Below are 22,324 nucleotides of genomic sequence, written 5' to 3'. Positions count from 1 at the left end.
GATCACTCCGCGGGTTCGACGATCAGTCGCGAGCGCATCTCGAGGTGCAGTGCGCTACAGAAGAACGCACAGTACATCCAGTAGACGCCCGGTTCGTCGGCCGTGAACGTCACCTCGCGCGTCTCCTGCGGGGCGAGTTTCAGGTTGACGTCGTGCTCGGGGATCGCCAGCGCGTGCAGCAGGTCGGGCGTCTCCTCGACGTTCGTGACGGTAACCGTCACCTCGTCGCCCTCCTGGACGGTGACGTCCTCGAAGCCGAACTCGTTTCGCACCGAGTACATCTTCACGTGCACCCGACCGTCCTCGCGGACGACCTCGCTCTCGTCCGGCCCGACGAACTCCTCGTCGTAGTCCTCGGGATCGTAGACCTTTGCGGGGTCGAGCTTGTCCGCACTCACGATCGACGCGTCGTGTGGCTCGGCGTACGACGGGGTGTCCTTGACGAGTTTCATCCCCGCGTCGTCGTCCCCGATGTAGATCAGCTGGTCGTTCTCCGGGTGCATCGGTCCGACCGGGAGGAACCGGTCTTTCGAGAGCTTGTTGAGCGAGACCAGCCAGTCGCCCTGCGGGTCGGCCGTGTAGGACTCCGCGGCGATCAGGTGGCCCGGGTTGTAGTGGACGTCGATCTTCTCGATCACCGGTTCCTCGGAGCCCGGTTCGGCCTCGACGGCCGCCTCGATGTCCCACTTGGCGACCTGCGAGTCGATGAACAGCGTCGTGTAGGCGTGGCCCCGGCCGTCGTAGGCGGTGTGCAGCGGTCCCATCCCGACGCGGGGCTGACCAACGATCGCCTCGTTCGGATCGTCGGCGTCCGCCAGCGTCTCGATGTCGATCACCGAACAGGTCGGGTCGAGTTTCCCGCTCGCGATCGCGTAGGCCCCGTCGGGCGTGACGCTCACCCCGTGTGGACTCTTCGGCACGTCCACGTACCGGACGACCGGGCGGTCGCCGCTGTTCAGCGCGCTGCCCCGAGTGCCGTCGACGACCGGAACGCCGCCGATCTCCTCGTACTCGCCGGCCTCGACGGCCTCCTCGATCGCGGGGACGTCGAAGGCCTTCACCCAGTCGGTGTCGGACGAAGACATCTCGCTCTCGGAAACCCCGCTCTCGCTGTTGTAGCCCGTCGCGAAGAACCAGCGACCCTCCTTGCCGCCGTCGCCGTTGTCCATGTTGCCGTCGACCAACACTTCCCACTCGACGTTCATCGTCTCGGGATCGATCGCGGCGATGGTCGAGGTGTAGCTGTCGGGATCGTCGAGGTCGCGCCCGTCGTTCGGCATCGGGACGCGGAACTCGCCGACGCCGAAGACGTACTTCGTATCGGGGAGCAGACAGCAGGCCCCGTGGGTCCCCTGCTGGTTCGGAATGTCGACGATGGCGTCCGTCTCGAAGTACGTCAGGTCGATGCGGGCCATGCGGCCGTTCGCCTTGTCGTTGACGAACGCCCAGCGGCCGTCGTAGTCGTTGTCCGTCTGGCTGATACGCGGGTGGTGAGTGTCACCCCACGAGTAGCCACCCGCGTCCTCCAGCATCTCGCTGGTCCGATCGTCGTAGCCGTAGCCGCGGGCACTCTCGGTGTTGAACACGGGGATGCGCATCAGCTGACGCATCGAGGGAATGCCGTAGACGCGGATCTCGCCGGAGTGACCGCCGGAGAGAAACGCGTAGTAGTCGTCGTGTTCACCGGGTTCGACGGTCGCGCCGACGTCCGCCGCCGACGGGAGGTCGTCGTCGCTGAGCAGCCCCGTACAGCCGGCGAACGACCCCATCGCGCCGGCTGCCGCGCCGGCCTTCATGAAGTCGCGTCGGGGAATGCGGTCGAACAGCGGCTCTCGATCGGCCCCAGCGGTCGTCGCGTCGGTCTCGGTCCGGTCTCGATCGGTCGAAGTGGGTGTGTCGGTCATCGTTCTGGATGGGAACGTCGATCGCAGTTCTGTACAGCAGGTCGCCGATTACACCCGGGGATCGGAACAGCGAGTTATTAGAGGGGCGTATAAATTCTCTTCAGGTGGAACAATTGGGGAAGATGTTCGTCGAAGCGCTAAGGAGGGGACGGGAGCTAGTTACTCCGGAGCGTACGCTCGTCGAATCGCGGGTCCAGAACGGCCGTCCGAGTGGGACCGATCGGCCGGATCGGGTCGCGCGCGACTGGCAGCGCCACGCGACGTCCGACGCTCACTCCTGTCGGAAGATCCGATACGCGCCCTGCCCGGTCGCGACCGCTCGCGTCTCGCCGTCGGGGGTCGTGCTCTCGACCGTTACCTCGCTGACGCCGACGGTGCCGCCGACGCGGATCACGTCGGCCGTCGCCGTGAGATCGCCCGTCGCGGGCTGGAGGTAATTGACGTTCAGGTTGATCGTGGCGATGCTCACGGCGATCGGGTTCTCGAGTTCGGTCCGGAGGACGAACCCGCCGGCGGTGTCGATGAGCGTCGCCGCGATCCCGCCGTGGATGTCCGGTCGCGCGTCCTCGTCGGCGTAGGGCCGGACGTTCGTCAGTTTGTCGTCGTACGGGATCGAGAGCGTCATCGTTCCGGGACCGATGTCGTCGACGGTCGTGCCGATCCACAAGAGGAACTCCTGGTACTCCTCGATGTAGCCCTGCAACAGCTGTTCGAGTTCGTCGTAATCCTCGATCGAATCCGGTTGGTCCGGGCCCATGACCCGTCGTCTGCTACCGATGCTCTTGATCCCTGCGTTTCGCGGATTCCCCGTTGTCGAGAATTCATCCGGACTCGATCGTCGGCGCGATACCACCGATCGAGCCGACGACTCACTCGCCGATCGCGTCGACGCGAATCCGTATCATCACTCGCCGATCGCGTCGACTCGGACCCGGAGCGACTCGGCGACCGCGAACGATCGATCGGGACAGATCAGCTTCGCGCCGAAGTCGGCGTCGCGGGCGCAGAACAGCGAGAGGCCGGTAATCGGCTCGCCGTTCGCGGTGACGGTCACGTCGTCCCACGCGATCGTCCGGCCGTCGACGACGCCGAGTCGATCGCCGTTCAGGGAGACCGACTCGCCGTCCGCAACCGAACGGCCCCGATCGAGCAGGCCGCCGCCGTCGTAGTGGGGGAGTCCGCCGTCGAGAACACCGCCGCCGTCCGCGCGAACGCCGACGAACGTCTCCCCGGGTGCGGGGTGGGTGGGCGCATCGAGGACGGCGTAGGTGTCGCCGGTCGCGACGACCGTCCCGGTCCCGTCCCACCGGAGGGGGTCGAGGTCGATTCCGAGGTCGATCGGGAGCGATCCAGACGCACGGTAGGGATTCCGGTCCGGCGGGCGGAATCCGACGTGGAGGTGGTTGTCGACCCACGGTGCGAAGAAGCCGGCCCGGACGAGGTCGCCGAGCGAGTCCCCGCGGGCGACGCGATCGCCGGCCTCGACCGCGGGATCGACGTGGAGCACGCGGGCCGTCAGCCCTCCGAGGTCGCCCGGCCCCTCGCACTCGAGCAGGATCAGGTGATCGTGGTCGGGCGCGTAGGGTTTCGGCGGGGCCGTGACGGTTCGGGTCTCGATTACCGTCCCGGAGACCGGACTCGGCGCAGCAGTGGTCCTGCCGTCGCGGAGGGTGCCGGGATACAGGTCGATCGCCCGGCCCTCGTCGTGGGCACGGTACGGCGAGTTGTACAGCGAGAACCGCTCGTACTGGGTCAACAGCGACTCGGGTAGCGTGACGGCCATCAGTGTCTGGAATCGTACGCACGGATGCGTGCCGGGAGCGTTTAGGTGCATCGAGACGAACGCTCCCGACATGCACGTGTTCCGGGGGCGGGCGGGGACGATCGAGGCGGATCGCGACGTGAGCCGGCGACTCCTCTCGGTCGCGGGCGACGGCGAGTCCGCGGTTCGCGTCTGGATCCCCCACCGGCAGGTCGCGTTCGGCCGCCGAGACGCGCGCCGCGACGGATACGACGACGCCCGGGAGGCCGCCAGGGAGCACGGCTTCCCACCCGTCGAGCGCACCGTGGGCGGCCGGGCCGTCGCCTACGACGGCGCGACGACTATCGCGTTCGCCCGCGCCGAACCGATCGACGATTTTCGGGAGGGGACCGACGAGCGGTACGATCGCCTCGCGGCCGCACTGGAGCGTACCCTCGGCGGGTTCGGCCTCGATATCGAACGGGGTGAACCCGACGACGCGTTCTGTCCCGGGACCCACTCGCTCTCGGCGATCGACGCGCAGGGGCGACGGCGGAAACTCGTCGGGATCGCTCAGCGGGTCCAGCGCGGGGCCGCCCTCGTCGCCGGCATTCTGCTCGTGGCCAACCGAGACGAACTCGCGAGCGCCCTCGATGCCGTCTACGACGCGCTCGCGGTGCCGCTGGCGCCCTCGTCGGTCGGGAGCGTTCGGGCCGCGGGCGGGCCGGGGGATCCGGATCGGCTCCGAACCGCGGTCGAAGACGCGCTCGTCGGGGACGACCCCGGACCGATCGCCGTCGAGGACGTCGGCGATCACGCCGGCGGTCACGACGATGAGAGTCACGCCGGCAGCGGTCACGACGACGACAGCGATCACGCCGGCGGCGATCGGTGACCGGCAGGGACGACCCGCGATCGACGGTGAACACACTATTTTTCGCCCCCGTCCCGTCGGGAGGCGTATGGACGCACGATCGAACGGAGCGGGATGCCGATGAGCGACGAGGAGAGCGCACCCACGACGGCACCGGAGTGGGCGGAACTGCTGGCGGACGCGACTGCGATCGCCGACGAGTACCGGGGGCACGGCTGGGAGGCCGTCGTGCTCGAGCCAGGTGACGTCGAACCGATCGAGAGCGACGACCGGGTTGGACTTCGCGTCGCGGTGTCGCCGGACGAGTACGATCTCGTCGAGTCCGTCGTCGGCAGCGACGACGGTCGCTTCGGGTCGGCCGAGGTGTACTATCGCCCGGCCGACGGTGCTGACCGGCGGTTCGCGCTCGCGGTCGAGCGCGACGAGACGAGCGAAACGGCGATTCTCGTCCCGCTGACGTACTCGATCTCGGACGCGCGATCGGTCCTCGAGCGGGCACTCCACGAGGAGGAACTGCTGCTCCACGTTCGGCCGGAATCGGCCGCGGAGTGGGTCGTCTTCTCGCACGACGACCCGTCGCTGTTCCTCGAGGAGTCGGACGTTCGCGCGTGGAGCGAGGACTAGCACGCGTCAGCGGGCCGGGCCCGCGAATCCTGTCGGATATCCACTCCGGTAGTCCGCACTCTGAAAGCGGTCGGAAAATATATGCGCTGCGCGGATGGACACGGACGTGCTGGTGGCGTCCCAACCGGGTCGCCGACTGATCCGGGACAGTCTCGACAGGGAACAGGGGGCACGGACCCGGCGACAGCGTGGATCGCCATCGGCCCGGAGGCCGCTGAAACCGCTTCCACGCCGATCGCGCGTCGGCCGTGCGATCGGGTGTCACTGACGTTCAGCAGCTACGATATTCGACGCCGTCACTCCGCCTCCTGCTCGCGGAGTTCCTCGCTCGCCTCGCGAACCTCCCGCATCACCGACGAGATCCGTTCTTCGGCCTCGAGTTCCTCCTCGACGGAGAGGTCCACGCCCTCGACCTCCAGCAGGAACTTCGCGATCTCGGTCGATTCGTACATCACGTCGTCGAGTTCCTCAGCGGTGAAGAAGTCACACATCGCCCCGTAGAGGAAGGTCGCCCCCGCCTTCCGGACTTTCTCCTCGAACGAGGAGCGGGCCTGGTTGACCGCCTGTGGCGTGTAGGTGTCGGTCATGAACGGCACGAGTTCCGGCAGGTTCTCCCCGATCTTGGTCATCTCCACGCCGGTTTCCGTCCGGAAGTCCGAACAGAGGCGGGCGATCGCCCACTCGCGGGCGGTGATGTAGGTCCGATCGCGGAGGAACTCGTTGACCCGATCGTACTGGGCGCCGTCCATCTTCGTGAACCGGGCGTACTTCCGGACGTCCTCCGGAACGTCGTTCGCCTCGGGTCCGGGGTCGGGAACGCCGGGCATCGACCCCTCACCGTCCGAGGAAGGGGAGGTGTCGTCGTCCGCGGCGGGCGGCGTCTCGTCGTCCGCGGTGGGCGGCGTCTCGTCGTCGGCTACCGCGTCCGGTTGCCCATCGGTCGAGTCGTGTTCCCGTTCGGTAGCGTCTCCGTCGGGGGTCGCCGCCACGTCACGATCGTCTGCGTCCCGATCGCGATCGGCGTCTGCGTCCCGATCGGCACGGTCCGGTCGGTCGTCGGCGGGCCGATCGAGGTGCTCGTCTCCGTCCATGGACTGGCATTTCCTAACGGACGGGAAAAGGATTCCCCTCGGCGCGCTCGCTCGGAACCGTCGAGTCGAGCGGGAAGGAGGCGTCGCCTCGTTACAGATCGAGTCGCGTCTCCTCCTCCCAGGTGGTCTGGTCGAGGACGACGGCCTCGTCCTGCCCGAACACGTAGAGGTAGTCGTCGACGTACATCGCGCGCGTTCCGGGCCCGCCGACGTCGACGCGGGCGACCTCCTCGAGTTCACCGCCCTCGTAGCCGAACACGTAACTGTGCTCGCTTCCCGGCACAAAGAACACGTCGTACGCTTCGTCCTGCAGGAAGGCGGTGTGGGTCCGGCTGACGTCGCTGTAGTGCTCGTCGGTGAGGATCACCGAGTCGCGCTCGATCGGATCCTCGCGATCGCTCACGTCGAACAGCGAGAGTTTGGGCTGGCGTTCTTCCTGACCGACCCCGAGCACGAGGTCCTCCTCGAGCGGGTGGAGGTACTCGGAGAATCCGGGCAGTTTGAGTTCGCCCTCGACGGTCGGTTCCGTGGGGTCCGAAAGATCGAGCGTGTAGAACGGATCGATCTCGCGGAAGGTGACGACGTAGCCCTCGTCGCCCTCGAAGCGCACGGAGTAGACGCGCTCGTCGAGTCCGAGTCCGGTCACCGCGCCGACCGTCTCGAGGTCCGAATCGAGGACGTAGACGTCGTTCTCGGAGTCGACGCCGTGGCTCCGGGGGATCGTCGTCGCGATGCGCACGTGATCGTCGTGTTCGTCCATCGAGAACTGGTTCAGCGGGTATCCGGGCACCTCGCCGTTCCCGTCGGCGGTCAGTTCCCCGTCGATGTCGATCCTGACGATCCCGGTTCGCGTCAGGTCCCGCTGGTTGTCCTCGACGTACGCCGCCAGGCCGTCGTCGAACGTCCGCCGGGCCTCCCTGCGTTCGGCGTCGTCCATCCTGTCGTACCAGTCGTCGATGATCTCGCGGAGTTCGACCGTCTTCGCGCGCTCGGAGATGTCGAGATCGGCGAGCGTCCGGACCCGATCGCGGGCGGTCTCGTCGAGTACCTCGCTGCCGTTCTCGCTCAGGAGGTACGACCGCAGCAGGTCGTACTCGGAGGTCGATCGCGTGTACGAGAGGTAGATCGCCTCCTCGGAGACGTACGTCGCCGAGTGCGACTGCGAGCCGATCACGCTCTCCTCGCTCTCGACGTCCCCCGTCTCGGGGTCGACGCGCATGGCCGTGTAGACGACGTCCGCGTCGGCCGGCGCGTCGGGACGGACGACGTCGGTGCACTCGATCGCCCGATCGCCGTAGGGCTCGATCGGACACGGGTCGCTCCCGGGTCGATCGACGAGGACGAGATAGAGGTCGCCGTCGTACAGGCGGGCGGTGTCGATCCTCGCGTCGAGGTCCTTCCGCCACTGCTCCTCGGGATCGGCGGGATCACTCACGTCGTAGCCGGCGACCTGGTCGTGGCCGAGCACGACGAGCGTGTCGTTCGCGAGCAACAGCGTGCCGGAGAGCGGAATCGAGCCGATCCGTTCCGGATTCGCTGGTTCGCTCACGTCGACGATGGTCGTCTCCTCCCATCGGGAGGTGTACCGGACGTCGGCGTAGTAGACCGACTCGCCGTCGGTCTTCAGAACGTCCGGTTCGTCGATCCCGGCTTCCTGAACGTTCGTCTCGGAGTGTCGCGGTTCGCTCGCAGTGGCGCTGTCACCGGCGGCGGAGTCGGTATCGGCGTCGGCCGCCTCGTTCCTGGCGGCGTCGAACTCCACGTCCTCCTCGACTGCCCCGTCGTCGCCGCCGGCCCGAGCGACGGTCGGGCCGCCCGACTGGACGAGTCCCGATCGATCGTCGTCGAAGTACGCGGCGAACTCGTCGTCCGATTCGAAGGTCGTCAGGGACGCGTCGGACGATTCACCGAGCGGCGATCCGGACCGGTCGTCTGGCGACGTTGCGTCGACACGCGATTCGTCGAACAGGGTCGTGAGGCCGACGCCGATGGCCGACCCGACGAGCAACGCCGCGAGGGCGATCGCGATCAGTCTCGTTCGATCAGGCATAGTCTGCCAAACGTATCACTGTAATAAGGCATCACCGAAAGGTAAAACGGCGATTTCACCCACGAGACATCGTAAACCGCCAGCCCGCCCGAGGGAGTTGTGTCGGATTTAAGTTAATGAGGGACATTCGGTATTGTATGTCACAGACACCTGTCGTTGTCAACGCGGTGCGAACCCCACAGGGGAAAGAAGACGGCGTCTTCGCGGACCTTCGCAGCGAGGACCTGTCGGTACCACTGATCGACGAGATTCTCGCCGAGACGGGCCTCACCGGCGAGGACATCGACGACCTGATGTGGGGCTGTGCCCAGCAGCGCGGCGAACAGGGCAACAACCTGGCCCGCGTCATCGCCCTCCTCTCCGAACTCGGCGAGGAGGTCCCGGCGACGACGATCAACCGCTGGTGTGCCTCCTCCATGCAGTCGGTCATCTCCGCCTCCGACGCGATCGCCGCGGGCAACCGCGACGCGATCATCGCCGGCGGCGTCGAGTCGATGAGCCGGGTTCCGATGGGCGAGAACACCCCGAACGTCCACCCCAAGATGGCCGAACTCTACAACATGGGCGAACTCCAGATGGGGATGACTGCGGAGAAGGTCGCCGAGGAGTACGGCGTCAGCCGCGAGGAACAGGACGAGTACGCGGCCCGCAGCCAGCAGCGCGCGGCCGAAGCGACCGAGGAGGGTCGCTTCGACGACGAGATCGTCCCGATCGAGACCGAAGACGGCACCGTCACCGAGGACGAGGGCATTCGCCCGGGCACAACCGCCGAGAAGCTCGCCGACCTGCCGACCGTCTTCAAGTCCGACGGCACGGTCACGCCCGGCAACGCCTCGCAGATCTCCGACGGTGCCTCCGCCCTGCTCGTCACGAGCGAGGCGTTCGCGAACGAACACGATCTCGAGATCATGGCCGAGATCGGCAGGAACAACGTCGCCGGCGTCGACCCGACCGTCATGGGGATCGGGCCGGTGCCCGCCACGCGGGGACTGCTCGAGCGCAACGGCCGCGATATCGACGATTACGACCTCGTCGAACTCAACGAGGCCTTCGCCAGCCAGTCGATCTACTCCCGCGACGAACTCGGCATCGACCCCGAAATCTTCAACGTCAACGGCGGCGCGATCGCGATCGGCCACCCGCTCGGTGCCTCCGGGGCTCGGCTGCCGGTCACGCTGATCAACGAACTCCAGAAGCGCGGCGGCGGTCTCGGCCTCGCGACGCTGTGCGTCGGCTTCGGACAGGGAGCGGCGATCGAGTTCGACGTCAACTGAGACGGTTCGTCTGGGCCTTTTTGTCCAGATTTTGTGAGGGAAACGCCGTTCGAACGACGTCGGAACCGCGAGCGAACGAAGCGAGTGAAGCGGCCGAGACAAAGGGTGGCCGCGCCAGGGTGTGGCGATCGAGTTCGAGATCGACCGAAACGATCGATCCCCGGCGTGTCCGCTGCGTCGATCGTGATCCGATCGTACCGACGGTTTAGTAGCCTCGAGCCGTAGCTCCGGTATGAGCACGCACCTGCTGGCAGCCGTCGTCGGCATTCCGCTGGCCTGGCACCTCGGGCTCACCGCGGTCGCCTACTACGACGCCGATCGGGTCGGCCTCGAACCCCGCGAGAAGTGGGCGGCGATCACCTTCTGCATCCCGATCTTCGGCTTCTTCATCTACCTCTTCGAGCGGAGCGAGTTGTCCTACGACCCGGAGAGCGATCCGTACCGGGGGCACAACTTCAACATCCATCCCTCGCGGGCCGACGACACCACGCTGCCGTCCCGGGGTGACGATCGACTCTCGCCGGAGGACGACGCGGAAGGCGAGTCCGATCGGCCCGACTGACTCGACCGATCGGGCGCGCGGCGCACCGACCGGTTCGTCGCAGATGAGTACCGTTTTCACCGGCGCGACGAAGGGCCAGCATGGACCGGGAACGCGTCTGGACGGCGGCGATTTTCCTGTTCGTCTTCGGTGACGCGATCGCGATGCAGGCCCGGGGACCGATCCTCGCCAGCCTCGAAGACGGCTTCGGCGTCTCCGAGGCCGCACTCGGACTCGTCGCCCCCGCGGGGACGGCCGGCTTCGTCGTGGCCGCGATCGTGACGGGGTTTCTCGCGGGTCGGCTCCGGATCCGGTGGGCCCTGCTTCTCGGCGTCGTCGGGGTCTGTGGCGCGCTCGTTCTGATGGCGGGCGCACCCCTGTACGTCCTCTTTCTGCTCGCACTCCTCGCACAGGGCGGTGCCGCAGGAGTGTTCCGCGGCCTCGATCGGGTCGTGTTGAGCCACCTGTACACCGCTCGCCGCGGTCGCGTCTTCACCGTCTACGCGCTCGTGTGGGCCGTGGGTGCCGTCCTCGGTCCGCAACTCGTCAGTGCCGTGCTCGCGGTCGCCGACTGGCGGGCCGTCTTCGTCGTGATCGCCCTGTGTTTCGTCCCGACCGCGATCGTCGCGGGCCGTGTCGACCTCCCCTCGATGTCGGCCGAACGATCGCTCTCGGTGGCCGCGCTCCGCGACCTGCTCCGGCGACCGGCCGTCGTCGGTGCCTGCACCGGAATGCTACTCGTCGGGTCCGTCGAGGGGATCCTCTTCACCTGGCTCGCGTACTACGCGACCGGCTTCTACGGGACGACGACGGCCAACCTCCTGCTGTCGGCGTATCTACTGGCGTACGTTCCCGCTCGCGCCAGCTACACGATCGCCGTCAGTCGCGTCCCGTACCTCGCGCTGTTGCTCGTCGCGACGTTCCCCGCGATTCCGTCGCTCACGGTCGCGTTCTCCGGGATTACCGGCCCCGTCCTGTTCCTCGCAGTGTTCGTCGCCGGTGCCGGACTCTCCAGCGGGTTCCCGACGCTGTCGGCGTACGCCGTCGAAGCCGCCCCGGAGTACAGCGGACCGCTCAACGCCCTGACGACCGGCGCGACCTACGCCGGAATCGCGATCGCTCCCGCCGTCGTCGGCGTTCTCGCGGAGCTGTACGGCATCGATCGGGCGCTGTGGCTCGCCGTCGTCGTTGCGAGTGCGCTCCCGGTGACGGTCGCGGTGACGTGGGCCTGGACCGGCACGCCGGACGCGCCGACGGCCGGGGCGGCCGCGAACTGAGTCGCTAACGTACTTCTCACGGGAAAATCGAACCGCGAACCGGACCGATCGGCGTCGGGTACCGATCAGTCGTCGGCCGGTGCGGCGGTGTCGCTCTCGAACGTGCCCTCGGGGACCGTCCCGTCCTCGTTCCAGCCGCGTTCGTCGTAGTACTCCTGCAGAGCGGACTCGAAGTCCGGCAACTCGTACGGGAGCGTGTCGTCGCTCTCGTCGAAGCCGCGCTGGTTGTTGAAGTGGCGTTCGAGCGAGACGACGGTGCTGCCGAGCGCCTGCAGGTCCTCGTAGTCGGCGTCGAGCAGCGTCTCCAGGCGCTCCTCGTTCACGAAGTCCCGCGAGAACTTACAGAGGACGGCGCTGTCCTTGATCGCGTTGACGTTCTCGAGTTCGACGATCTTCGGCGGCTTGTTCTCGAGTCCCTCCTTGTCGAAGGCCTTGTCGGCGTCGACGAGCGGGTACTCGTAGGGGTAGAATTCGGCGTACATGTGGTCGGCCCCGCGGTTCGAGGTCGCGAAGGCGAGTCCCTGCCCGTTGAGGGTGCGGCCGTCGTGGGCGGAGAACTCCATCCCCTTGACCGACCAGTTCTCGACGCCGAGGTCGTCGTGGATCCGATCGACCCCCTCCGCGAGCCGATCGCCGATTCCGTCGCGGTAGGCGATCCGTTCGACGAGGTCGTGGATCAACTCGGCGTTTCCGAACTCGTCCTCGCTGGCGAGATAGGCTGCGACGACGTCGCCCGCCGAAATCGTGTCGAGTCCGAGATCGTCACACAGCTTGTTCGACTTCATCAGGTCGACGATATCGTCGATGCCCGAGTTCGAGCCGAACGCCATCAGCGTCTCGTACTCGGGCCCCTCGGTTTCGAGCCCCGACTCCTCGTCTCTGGTCGGGAGTTTGCACGCGAACGCGCAGGCCGAACACGTCCCTTTCTTGTACTTTTTCTCCTCGACGCGATCGCCGCTGATGCCGTCGATGCCCTCGAAGGAGAGGTCGGAGAAGTATCGAGTCGGCAGGGCTTCGACCATGTTCGCGTACTCGGCGACGGAGGTCGTCCCCTGCTGTTTCATGGGATGGTCGGCCTGGGCGGCCTCGCGGTGGACGTCCATCTGGAGCGGAGGAATCTCGACCTCGCGGGTCGAGTCGCCGTCGAAGGTGATCGCCTTGACGTTCTTCGCGCCGAGGACTGCGCCGAGGCCGCCCCGCCCGAAGGCACGTTCCTCGGAGGTCATGATCGAGGCGAACCGGACCTCGTTCTCGCCGGCCGGGCCGACGACGGCGGTGTGTTCGGACTCGAGTCCGTGTTCGTCTTCGACGTACTCGCAGGTCTCCGAGACGGTCGCTTCTTCGAGTTCGGGTACCGCTTCGAACTCGACCCCCTCGTCGGTGACGTGGACGATCACGAGGTCGTCGCTCGCGCCGGTCACCTCGACGGCGCTGTACCCCGTCCCCGTGAAGTTCCGCGAGAGGAAGCCACCCGCGTTCGAGGAGAGCAGCCCGTCCGTCAGCGGCGAGACGCCGGTCGCCGACATCCGTCCCGTGAAACTCATCGTCGAGTGCTGGAGCGGGCCCGTCGCGAAGTAGAGCCGGTTGTCCGGCCCCAGCGGGTCGACGTCGAACGGGATCCGATCGTGAGCCAGCTTGGTTCCCAGGGCTCGGCCACCCACGAACGACTCGAGGACGTCGTCGATCGGTTCTGTCTCAGCGGTTCGGTCACCGACGTCGATCGAACACAGCGGTCCTCGCACGTGTTTCATATGCCAGTAGGTGACAGGCGCTACCTCAAATCGGTACCGGTTCGTCGGACTCGCGTTGCCGTCGTGAAGCGACGGGCCGGTTCCGGCGGCCGTTACGGGTCCCAGTTCCATCCCGATAGAGGCGTGAACGACACAGGTTCGACCCGATGGAGGCCTGGGCGACACAGTTCCGTCCCGAGGGACGCGTGGAGCGTGGACGCAGTCGTCGGGAACCCCGAAACCGAGAGCAACCCGATCGAAGACCACAGTACGCGGTCGAGAGCGCCGGCCGATCCGGCGAGATACTGTACCCGTCGTCGTCCGGGCGGAATCCGCACGGTCGACTGGGTTGTTAGGGTCAAGAGCGAACCGCCGTCGGTCCGGATAAGCGGATGCATGAGGGAATGGGCCGACACCGACTGCCCGACCTGTGGCACACCGCTGCGGGTCGGTATGCCACAGGATGCGAACGTTTTCGGGATCACCGATAGCCCGGATCCAGCACTCGAGGCCGAAACCGAGTCGAACGCCCAGCGCCGGTGTCTGACGGCCCGCTGTCCGGAAGGGCACCTCGCCCACGTCTACTACGGATTTTGACCGGGCGTCGGCGAACGCACCGTCGTCACCGTCACCGTCCGCCGCGACCGCCCGACGCGACCGCCCGGCGGTGTTCGACGCCAACCGTACACCGCCGACCGCACACCGCGGCCCTCGATACGCAAGACTGGGACGGGAGTACCCGTTCAGTCAATCCTTACGAACGTCTGTGACATCACGGGCGTACTCATCCTCTTTACCGTGGTCCGGCTCGTGGTCTGAGGACTCGCCGGTTACCGTCGGCGACCGCTACACCGGCACGCCACAGCGCTCGATCGCCTCGCGAACCGCCTCGGTTCGGCCGATGAGCGTGATGTGATCCCCGTGCTGCAGTTCGACGTCGGGGTTCGGGACCTCGCTTTCCCCGTTTCGACTCACGAGCGCGATGAGAACGCCGTTCGGCAGTTCGCTCCCGACGTCGACGATCCGCTCGCCGACGAGATCGCCGTCGGTGACCTCGATTTCCTGAACGTCGCCGGATCGACCGAGTTCTGACATCCAGTTCGAGAGCGCGGGCCGTTCGATCACGTTGTCGATCGCCCACGCCGTCGATTCGGCGGCGGAGATGGTTTCGACGCCGAGATCCTCGAACGCCGACGCGTTCGAGGGATTGTTCGCCCGGGCGATCACCGTCTGGACGTCGAAATTCGACTCGGCGAGTTGCGCGACGAGGAGATTCACGTCGTCGTCGCCGGTCGCCGCGACGACGATTCGGGCGTTCTCCACCCCCGCCTCGCGTAACACCTCGACGTCGGTCCCGTCGCCCTCGCGAGCACTGTACCCGTCGTTGCGAAGGCCCTCGAGGGCCGTCCGGTCGTTCTCGATCAGGACCACGTTTTCACCGCGCGCTTCGAGCCGTTCTGCCAGCGAGCGGCCGACCCGGCCGCCGCCGATGATGAGTACACGCATGGGTATTACCTCGAGTTTTTCCGCGATCTGTCTGGCGAACCCGCCCTCGATGACCACCGTCACGAAGATGACGAGAAAGACCGTCCCGACGAGCAGATCCGCACCGGCAGGGTTCGTCGGCGCTTCGGCCGTCTGCAGCCGGATCGCAAATAGCGTCGCGACCGACGCCGGAATGATCCCCCGCGGCCCGACGGCGCTCATGAAGACTCGCTCCCTGACCGTGAATCGATCGCCACGCGTCGCGAGAAAGACCAGGAACGGTCGCAAGACGAGCATGACGATCGCGACGACGGCGACGCCACCGAGCCCGAGCGCGAACAGTTGGTCGAACTCGAGCAACGCCGCGAGGGTGATGAAGACGAACGAGAGCACGAGCAGCGTAATGTCGCCCTTGAACGCCTCGATCTCCTCCTCGTAGGGGAGGTTGGCGTTACCGAGAATCAGGCCCGCCGTCGCCGCAGCCGCGACGCCCGCCTCGGAGAAGACGTAATCGGCCGTCCCGAAGGCGACGATCGCGCCCGCCAGCGTGAGCAGCCGCGCGTTCCGCGGCGCGTCGTCGGGCGAGATGTCGACGTACTGGAGTATCCCCCAGACGATCGCGGCGACGACGACGCCGACGAGCAGCCCCGTCCCCAACCGCTCGGCGAACAGTTGCAAGTAGATGTCGGCGGACAGCTCCCGGACGGTCATCGCCTTGAACAGCACGATCGCGAGGATCGCCGCCGTGACGTCGTTGACGATCCCCTCCGTTTCGAGGGTCGCTGCGACCCGATCGCGGACGGGGACGACCTTCAGGATCGGCGTGACGACCGTCGGGCCCGTCGCGACCAGCAGCGCCCCGATCAACAGCGCGATGTCCCACGTGGACCCGAGGAAGAACCGGACCGCGACGGCCGTTCCGACCAGCGCGATCGCTGCCCCGACCGTTACCAATCGGAACACGGCCGCCGGCGCTTCCCTGATCTTGTCGATCTTGAGGTGGAACGCGCCCTCGAAGACGATGATGGCGACCGAGAGGCCGACGATCGTCGACAGCCCGCTGCTCCCGCCGAACGAGGCGACGGACAACACGCCGAGCCCCTCCGGCCCGATCGCGACGCCGGCGAGGATGAGAAAGAGGACGCTCGGGACCCGGAATCGCGCCGACAGGAGCTGCGAGATAACGCCGAGTCCGACGATCGCCGCGACCAACACCAGCAGGTCGCCGGTAGCCTCTGCTCCCGTCATACTCTCGAGCGTCGCTCGGCGAACAGTCGGCACGTCGCTGCTAGTGCGTCCATTCCTGCCGGAAGGAGGCTCTCCAGGCGGTTAACTCCTGCGAGGCGACGGTCGTCATCCCCAGCGTTCGCAGCCGAACCGTCGCGCCCCGAGCCGTTCGCTACACGTGCAAACCTACTGCTGTTACTTCTATCAGCTACCACTGGTATTGACGGAGCCGTGCTGGATACGAGGATATCAATCGTTCTGGCCGTGAGCGCTTGTAGCGAGAGCATGAATAGAGTAGGTGCCTGAAACTACGGTATGGAAGAACGCGACCTAACAACCGACGTTTGGAGGATCGATGCCGAGGAATTTCCGGCCGACGCTCCACTCGCCGAACGTGCGCGATTCCTCCTCCGATACGCGATTCTCGCACCATCGAGTCACAACTCCCAGCCCTGGGAGTTCGTCGTGGAGGACGGACGAATTGAGATCCACGCCGTCGAGGAGCGATGGCTGGAGGCGGCTGACCCGGACAATCGGGAGTTATACGTTAGTCTTGGGTGTGCCGTCGAGAATTTGTGCATTGCCGCCGAACAGTTCGGATTCGATTTCGAAATAGCGTATCACGACGACGCAGTGCCGGTCGTCGTCATGCTTCGACCCGATAGCGACACTTCGTCCCACCGTCCACCGGATTTGTTCGCTCAAATCACGGACCGATCCACGAACCACCAACTCTTCCGAGACGAATCGCTCGGTGACTCCGTTCGGGACGAATTGCGAGACTGTGTTCTCGAGGACGACGTTACACTCGAATTGATCGACGATTCCGAGCGGAAAGGCTCGATCGCCGCGTTACAGGCAGAGGCCGACCGACTCCAGATGGATCACCCGGACTATCGCGAAGAGTTGGGGTACTGGATGGGGATCGGCGCGCTCGGTGATTCGTGGCTCAAGGCACGGATCGGGCAGGCGGTTGTCACCCACCTGGATATCGGGGACAGGGAAGCCAAAAAGAACTCAAAATTGATCCAGAGCACCCCGGTTGTCGGCGTACTCACGACGAACTCGGACGACCCGTCAGCACGTGTCAAGACTGGCCGAGTTTTCGAACGCGCGGCGCTGATTATGTCCAGCAACGGCGGCGCTGTCCACCCGATGAGCCAGATCCTGGAACGCCCTGAGATGCGTGAGGACCTAGCGTCCGTACTCGATGGAGACGGCGAATTGCCACAGCAGCTGTTCCGTCTCGGGTACCCACAGGAGGAACAGGGCCACACCCCTCGATGGCCGCTGGAGAAATTCCTCGTCGAATGAGCGTAAATTCGGCCTCTCGCTACGCACGGGCCCCAGCGCTCGACGCGGAGGAGACTCGTACACCGAAAATATAACTCCGGGATCAGGTATAGTTCATGTATGGCTAGTCTTCTCACGTACTTGGCCGCGCTCGTCCTCGTAGCACACGGGGGAGTCCATCTTCTCGGAACGGCCGTCTATCTCGAGCTTGCCGAAGTCGCCGAGTTTACCTACAAAACAACGCTCCTCGGTGGCTTCGTTGACGTGGGCGACACGGGAATGCGAGTATTTGGCGTCCTCTGGGCAGTGGCTGCTGTTGGGTTCGTCGTCTCTGCCAGCGCGCTGGTCACGGACTGGGATCACTGGCAACTGTTGCTGAGCACGGTTGTGGTCTTTTCGCTGATCCTCACCGCCCTCGACTACACGGTCGCCTATGCCGGCGTCGTCGTCAACGTGGTAATTATTGCTGTAGTGTCGCTCTCGTCCCGCATGTGACTCGAATACTTCGTCGGATACCGGTGCACACCTGCTCTGTATTCAGCACGCTGTTTTTGACAGCTATCGGGGAGATCGACCCCCTCCGCTGATTGTTTGACCTGTACTTAGCGTCGGAGCGTCTCTACTTGTCATCCCCACAGGATTGCGACAAAGCCGCGAATCCGCGTCGTTCCCATCGATTCGATGCTACGACTGCCGCCGATCGAGAACAGGACTCGGGCCGATCGAAGCGAGACGCGTCTCAGCCACCACCACGACCGCTACGCCGTCTGCGGCCGTTCGGGAGCGTCCTCGCCGTAGATGTCCGCGACCTCCTCGTCGTACGCCTCCAGGATGACCCGACGTTTCTTCTTCATCGTCGGGGTGAGCATCCCGTTGTCCTCGGTGAACTCCTCGGGGACGAGGCGGAACTCCTTGATCGTCTCGTGGGCCTCGAAGCGCTCGTTGACCTCGGCGACAGTCGTCTCGATGCGATCGCGCACCCAGTCGTGGTCGCAGACGGCCCCGGGATCGGCCGGCAGGTCGATCCCCTCCTCGGCCGCGATCCGTTCGAGCGGCTCGAAGTTGGGGACGATGAGCGCCCCGATGAACTTCTCGCCGTTGCCGACCACCAGACACTGCTCGACGACGTCGCTCGCGGCGAAGGCGTCCTCGATCGGGGCCGGCGCGACGTTCTTCCCCGTCGAGAGGACGACGAGTTGCTTCGAACGCTCGTGAAAGACCATGTAGTCGTCGGGGCGAATGCTGACGATGTCGCCGGTGCGGAACCAGCCGTCCTCCGTGAATGCCTGCTCCGTTGCCTCGGGCTTCTCCCAGTACCCGTCGGTCACGTGCGGCCCTTTCACGAGGAGTTCGCCGGTTTCGCCGAGCGTGTCGATCGTCTCGCCCTCCGGAATCACGGATCGGTCGACTTTGACCTGGCAGTCGACCACCGACGGGCCGATCGTGCCGATCTTCGCGTTCTCGGGCGGGTTCGTCGAGACGACGGGAGCGGTTTCGGTCAGTCCGTACCCCTCGAAGATGGGCAGGCCCATCCCGTGATAGAGGGTACAGAGGTCCTCCGAGAGCGTCCCGCCGCCGCTGACGAGGAACTCGATATTCCCACCGAGTGCCTCCGTGACCTGGCTGAAGACGAGTTTGTCCGCGATCGTCCGCTTGAGTTCGAGGAGCAGCCCCGGATTGTCAGCCCGGTAGTAGTCGCGGCCGACGTCGGTGGCCCACTCGAAGATGCGCTCTTTGACCGGCGACTCGCTCGCCTGTTCGCGGATCGCGTCGTAGATCTTCTCGTAGACCCGCGGGACGCTGGTCGCGCCCGTCGGCTGGACGAGGCTGAAGTCCTCCTGGAGCGTGTCGACGCTCTCCGCGTAGGCGACGGTGCTCCCGGCAGTGAACATCATGAAGTGGCCACACGTCCGCTCGAAGACGTGGGCCAGCGGCAGGTACGAGACGAGCGTACTCTCCTCGTCGATCGCCGGCACGTCGTCGGCCTTGTCGGGCCGCGGGCCGTACCGCCGGTAGATCTGGTTGACGTTCGTCCGAAAGTTCCGGTGGGTGAGTTTCACCCCCTTCGGCTGGCCGGTCGTCCCGCTTGTGTAGATGATACTCGCGAGGTCGTCGACGGCGACCTCGTCGAGCCACTCGTCGTACGTCTCCGGATCGTACGCCACCGCGCCCTGCTCGTACACCGCCTCCAGCGTGTAGACCTCCTCGCGATCGGCGTGCTCGTCGCCGAGGTCGTCCATCACGACGATCCACTCGAGATCCAGGCCGTCCTCGACCTCGAGGACGCGCTCGAGCAACGCCTCGTTCTCGACGACGACGCCGCTCGCGTCCGGATCGTCGAGCAGGTACTGCGCCTGGTCGGGCGAGGAACTCGTGTAGACGGTGGTGACGACCGCGCCGGCCGACAGCAGTGCGAAGTCCGACTGGGCCCACTCCATCCGGGTGTCCGCGAAGATGCCGACCCGATCGCCCGCTTCGATCCCGAGCGATCGAAACCCCGCGGCCAGCGAGCGTACGACGTCGCCCATCTCCTCGTAGGTCAGACTCGCGTACTCGCCCGCCGGTGCCGGCTCGAACGCCGTCCCCGCAAGACTCCGATCGTAGACGCCGCCCTTGTACTGCTGGGCGACCGACGCGGCGTTTCGCTCGACCGCCGCGTCGAACAGCCGTCCGATCGGCTCCATCCCCAGTACCTCGCTCGAGAATCCCCGTTCTGCGTTCTGCCAGTCCATTGGTCCTTCTACCATGTTTCGGACGTATCATTAAAGTGGGGGATCGTCCCGGTCGCGGTCGTATCGATCGTCGGCCCGGACGAAGACGAACGGCATGCGCCCTGCTGGGTCGGGACGACGTTCTCGAGTTCGATGGTCAGGTCGTCGTGACGGTCGAGCACGCGGCCGAACGAGACTGCCGCCGGCGGGACGGTCACCTCGGCAACGAACGCCATTCTGACCGAGTCCCGCCAGCAGCACGCGCATAATAGTTCCGACCGTTGCGGTCGGTTGCGGCTCTCGAAACCACTCGATCGTGGCTCTCGAACCTACCTTCGACGCGCACACCAGCGTGACCGATCAGGCTTCGGCGTAGATCCGATCGACGCGGCCCTCGAACCGGTCCAGGATGACGCGGCGCTTCTTCTTCATCGTCGGGGTCAGCATGTCGTTGTTCTCGGTGAACTCCCGTGGGACGAGTTCGAACCGCTTTATCGTCTCGTGTTTCTCGAGGTCCTCGTTGACCCGCTCGACCTCCTCCTCGATGTACTCGCGGACGCGTTCGTCGTCGACCATCGCCGAGGGTTCGTCCGGGATGTCGATCCCTTCCTCGCCGGCCCACTCGCGGACGCGTTCCGTGTTCGGGACGATGAGCGCCCCGATGAACTTCTCGCCGTCGCCGACGACCATCGCCTGCTCGACGCGCTCGCTGGCCGCGAAGGCGTCCTCGATCGGGGCCGGCGCGACGTTTTTCCCCGTCGAGAGGACGATGATCTGCTTGGCGCGATCGCGGAACTCGACGTAGCCGTCGGGCCGCAGATGGACGATGTCGCCGGTGCGGAACCAGCCGTCCTCCGTGAACGCCCGATCGGTCGCTCCGGGGCGCTCCCAGTACCCCCCGAACACGTTCGGCCCCTTCACGAGGAGTTCGCCGACCTCGCCGGGATCGTCGAAGGCCTCCTGGTCGGCGACGGACTCGTCGATCCGCAACTCGACGTCGGGGAGGGCCGGTCCGATCGTGCCGATCTTCGGCTCCTCTGGCGGGTTGACCGTCACGACCGGCGACGTCTCGGTGAGACCGTAGCCCTCGTAGATCGGCAGCCCCATCGCGTGATAGAGCCGACAGAGTTCCGGCGAGAGGCTCCCGCCGCCGCTGATCAGAAGTTCGACGTTACCCCCGAGTGCCTCCCGGACCGTCGAGAACACCAGTTTGTCCGCGAGCGACTGTTTCGCCGCCAGGATCGGGCCGGGATCGTCGGCCTGCTGGTACTCGACCCCCACGTCGGTCGCCCACTCGAAGATGCGCTTCTTGACCGACGATTCGCTGGCCTGTTCGCGGATCGCGTCGTAGATCTTCTCGTAGACCCGCGGGACGCTGGTCGCCGTGTTCGGCTGGACCGCACCGAAGTCCTCCTGGAGCGTCTCCGGATCCTCCGCGTAGGCGACGCAGGCACCGCTCGCGAAGAGCAGGAAGTGACCCGAGGTTCGCTCGAAGACGTGGGCCAGCGGCAGGTACGATACCGACTGGACGGCCTCGTCGATCACCGGCACGTCGTCCGGTTTGTCCGGCCGCGGGCCGTACCGCTTGCGGATCTGATTGACGTTCGAGCGGAAGTTCGAGTGGGTCAGTTCGACCCCCTTCGGCTTGCCCGTCGTTCCGCTGGTGTAGATCATACTCGCCAGGTCGTCCATCTCGGGCTCGTCGACCCACGATTCGTAGGTTTCGAGGTCGAACGCCGCTTCGCCCCGGTCGTGGACCTCGGCGAGAGTCAGGATATCCTCGCGGTCGGCGTAGCCGTCGAGTTCGTCCATCGAGACGATGAACTCGAGGTCGAGGTCGTCTTCGACCTCGAGGACGCGCTCGAGGACCTCCTCGTTCTCGACGACGACGCCGCTCGCGTCCGGATCGTCGAGCAGGTACCGCGCCTGGTCGGGCGAGGAACTCGTGTAGACGGTGGTGACGACCGCGCCGGCCGTCAGCAGTGCGAAGTCCGACTGGGCCCACTCCATCCGGGTGTTGGCGAAGATACCGACGCGATCACCCCGTTCGACGCCGAGTTCGCGAAAGCCCGCCGCGAGGTTGCGCACGATCCCGCGCATCTCCGTGTAGGAGATCGGCCGGAATTCCCCCGGCGAGGCGGCCGGCAACACCGCCTCGGTCAGCGATCGATCGTAGACGCCCCCCTTGTACTTCTGCGCTGGGCGATTCGGGTGCCGCTCGGCCGCATTTTCGAACATTCGTCCGAGCGTCGTCTCCCCGATCACCTCGTCCTCGTACTCTCGTTCGGCGTCCCGCCAGTTCATATACGCGTGACAGTAGCTCCCGTGCGATAAAACGTGATGAAACCGATTCCATCTGTAATTCCGTTTATTCTCGCCACCCGATCGGGATTTCAGGCCCTGCAAGGTCCGATCCGCCCACCTCAGGGGATCTCAGACGCGACGATTCGTCGCGCGCATCGAATGATAGCAAGCCACGCAACCACTCGATTCGACGGCCGT

At 65.9% G+C, this 22,324-nt stretch carries 18 protein-coding genes; 8 read left to right on the top strand and 10 right to left on the bottom strand.

The genetic code is table 11. The features are described 5' to 3' along the window. Window positions 1–2 precede the first annotated feature (2 nt). The 3 genes from nosZ to MUG98_RS22915 form a co-directional block, all read right to left on the bottom strand. The gene (nosZ, locus tag MUG98_RS22925) at window positions 3–1,904 is read right to left on the bottom strand and encodes a TAT-dependent nitrous-oxide reductase (RefSeq protein ID WP_265109725.1); all 1,902 of its coding nucleotides are present in this window, start codon (window positions 1,902–1,904) and stop codon (window positions 3–5) included. A 271-nt stretch (window positions 1,905–2,175) separates the two neighbouring features. After that, entirely contained in the window at window positions 2,176–2,661 is a 486-nt protein-coding gene (locus tag MUG98_RS22920) for a PaaI family thioesterase (protein ID WP_265109724.1), read from the bottom strand. Window positions 2,662–2,808: 147 nt separating this feature from the next. Then, window positions 2,809–3,687 (bottom strand): DUF8155 domain-containing protein, encoded by an 879-nt coding sequence (locus tag MUG98_RS22915; protein ID WP_265109723.1) that lies wholly within the window; start codon window positions 3,685–3,687, stop codon window positions 2,809–2,811. A 70-nt stretch (window positions 3,688–3,757) separates the two neighbouring features. Here MUG98_RS22915 and MUG98_RS22910 point away from each other — a divergent pair, with 70 nt between their 5' ends. Then, window positions 3,758–4,540, top strand: coding sequence for a lipoate--protein ligase family protein (locus tag MUG98_RS22910; RefSeq protein WP_265109722.1), 783 nt, complete (start codon window positions 3,758–3,760; stop codon window positions 4,538–4,540). 99 nt (window positions 4,541–4,639) lie between these two features. Further along, complete coding sequence (locus tag MUG98_RS22905; RefSeq protein ID WP_265109721.1) at window positions 4,640–5,143, top strand: DUF7529 family protein; 504 nt, start codon at window positions 4,640–4,642, stop codon at window positions 5,141–5,143. 296 nt (window positions 5,144–5,439) lie between these two features. Here MUG98_RS22905 and MUG98_RS22900 read toward each other — a convergent pair whose 3' ends face one another. Beyond that, window positions 5,440–6,234 carry a DUF5806 family protein gene (locus tag MUG98_RS22900; protein WP_265109720.1) on the bottom strand — a complete coding sequence of 265 codons (795 nt, stop codon included), beginning with the start codon at window positions 6,232–6,234 and terminating at the stop codon, window positions 5,440–5,442. Window positions 6,235–6,325: 91 nt separating this feature from the next. After that, window positions 6,326–8,284 carry a beta-propeller domain-containing protein gene (locus MUG98_RS22895; protein ID WP_265109719.1) on the bottom strand — a complete coding sequence of 653 codons (1,959 nt, stop codon included), beginning with the start codon at window positions 8,282–8,284 and terminating at the stop codon, window positions 6,326–6,328. 137 nt (window positions 8,285–8,421) lie between these two features. Here MUG98_RS22895 and MUG98_RS22890 point away from each other — a divergent pair, with 137 nt between their 5' ends. From MUG98_RS22890 to MUG98_RS22880, 3 genes are all read left to right on the top strand, one after another. Beyond that, window positions 8,422–9,558 (top strand): thiolase family protein, encoded by a 1,137-nt coding sequence (locus tag MUG98_RS22890; RefSeq protein WP_265109718.1) that lies wholly within the window; start codon window positions 8,422–8,424, stop codon window positions 9,556–9,558. Between the two features lie 232 nt (window positions 9,559–9,790). Beyond that, window positions 9,791–10,120, top strand: coding sequence for a hypothetical protein (locus MUG98_RS22885; RefSeq protein WP_265109717.1), 330 nt, complete (start codon window positions 9,791–9,793; stop codon window positions 10,118–10,120). An 80-nt stretch (window positions 10,121–10,200) separates the two neighbouring features. Next, window positions 10,201–11,376: an MFS transporter gene (locus MUG98_RS22880; protein ID WP_265109716.1), complete on the top strand. Its 1,176-nt coding sequence runs from the start codon at window positions 10,201–10,203 to the stop codon at window positions 11,374–11,376. A 65-nt stretch (window positions 11,377–11,441) separates the two neighbouring features. Here MUG98_RS22880 and MUG98_RS22875 read toward each other — a convergent pair whose 3' ends face one another. Then, the gene (locus MUG98_RS22875) at window positions 11,442–13,127 is read right to left on the bottom strand and encodes an aldehyde ferredoxin oxidoreductase family protein (protein ID WP_265109715.1); all 1,686 of its coding nucleotides are present in this window, start codon (window positions 13,125–13,127) and stop codon (window positions 11,442–11,444) included. Between the two features lie 192 nt (window positions 13,128–13,319). Here MUG98_RS22875 and MUG98_RS22870 point away from each other — a divergent pair, with 192 nt between their 5' ends. Beyond that, the gene (locus MUG98_RS22870; RefSeq protein WP_265109714.1) at window positions 13,320–13,703 is read left to right on the top strand and encodes a hypothetical protein; all 384 of its coding nucleotides are present in this window, start codon (window positions 13,320–13,322) and stop codon (window positions 13,701–13,703) included. Window positions 13,704–13,952: 249 nt separating this feature from the next. Here MUG98_RS22870 and MUG98_RS22865 read toward each other — a convergent pair whose 3' ends face one another. After that, window positions 13,953–15,839: a cation:proton antiporter domain-containing protein gene (locus tag MUG98_RS22865; protein ID WP_265109713.1), complete on the bottom strand. Its 1,887-nt coding sequence runs from the start codon at window positions 15,837–15,839 to the stop codon at window positions 13,953–13,955. Window positions 15,840–16,133: 294 nt separating this feature from the next. Between MUG98_RS22865 and MUG98_RS22860 the strand changes: the two genes are divergently transcribed. Beyond that, the gene (locus tag MUG98_RS22860) at window positions 16,134–17,132 is read left to right on the top strand and encodes an Acg family FMN-binding oxidoreductase (RefSeq protein ID WP_265109712.1); all 999 of its coding nucleotides are present in this window, start codon (window positions 16,134–16,136) and stop codon (window positions 17,130–17,132) included. 99 nt (window positions 17,133–17,231) lie between these two features. After that, on the top strand, window positions 17,232–17,606 hold the full coding sequence (locus MUG98_RS22855; RefSeq protein WP_265109711.1) for an ABC transporter permease: 375 nt from the start codon (window positions 17,232–17,234) through the stop codon (window positions 17,604–17,606). 263 nt (window positions 17,607–17,869) lie between these two features. Here MUG98_RS22855 and MUG98_RS22850 read toward each other — a convergent pair whose 3' ends face one another. The 3 genes from MUG98_RS22850 to MUG98_RS22840 all read right to left on the bottom strand — a co-directional run bounded on the left by MUG98_RS22850 (window position 17,870) and on the right by MUG98_RS22840 (window position 22,126). Beyond that, window positions 17,870–19,843 (bottom strand): AMP-dependent synthetase/ligase, encoded by a 1,974-nt coding sequence (locus tag MUG98_RS22850; protein ID WP_265112510.1) that lies wholly within the window; start codon window positions 19,841–19,843, stop codon window positions 17,870–17,872. Between the two features lie 8 nt (window positions 19,844–19,851). After that, entirely contained in the window at window positions 19,852–20,058 is a 207-nt protein-coding gene (locus MUG98_RS22845) for a hypothetical protein (RefSeq protein WP_265109710.1), read from the bottom strand. A 124-nt stretch (window positions 20,059–20,182) separates the two neighbouring features. After that, the gene (locus MUG98_RS22840; protein ID WP_265109709.1) at window positions 20,183–22,126 is read right to left on the bottom strand and encodes an AMP-dependent synthetase/ligase; all 1,944 of its coding nucleotides are present in this window, start codon (window positions 22,124–22,126) and stop codon (window positions 20,183–20,185) included. Window positions 22,127–22,324: the final 198 nt, after the last annotated feature.

Origin of the sequence: Halosolutus halophilus, from assembly GCF_022869805.1 — an archaeon.
GTDB lineage: Archaea > Halobacteriota > Halobacteria > Halobacteriales > Natrialbaceae > Halosolutus > Halosolutus halophilus.
This window is presented reverse-complemented; position numbering and strand designations above follow the sequence as displayed.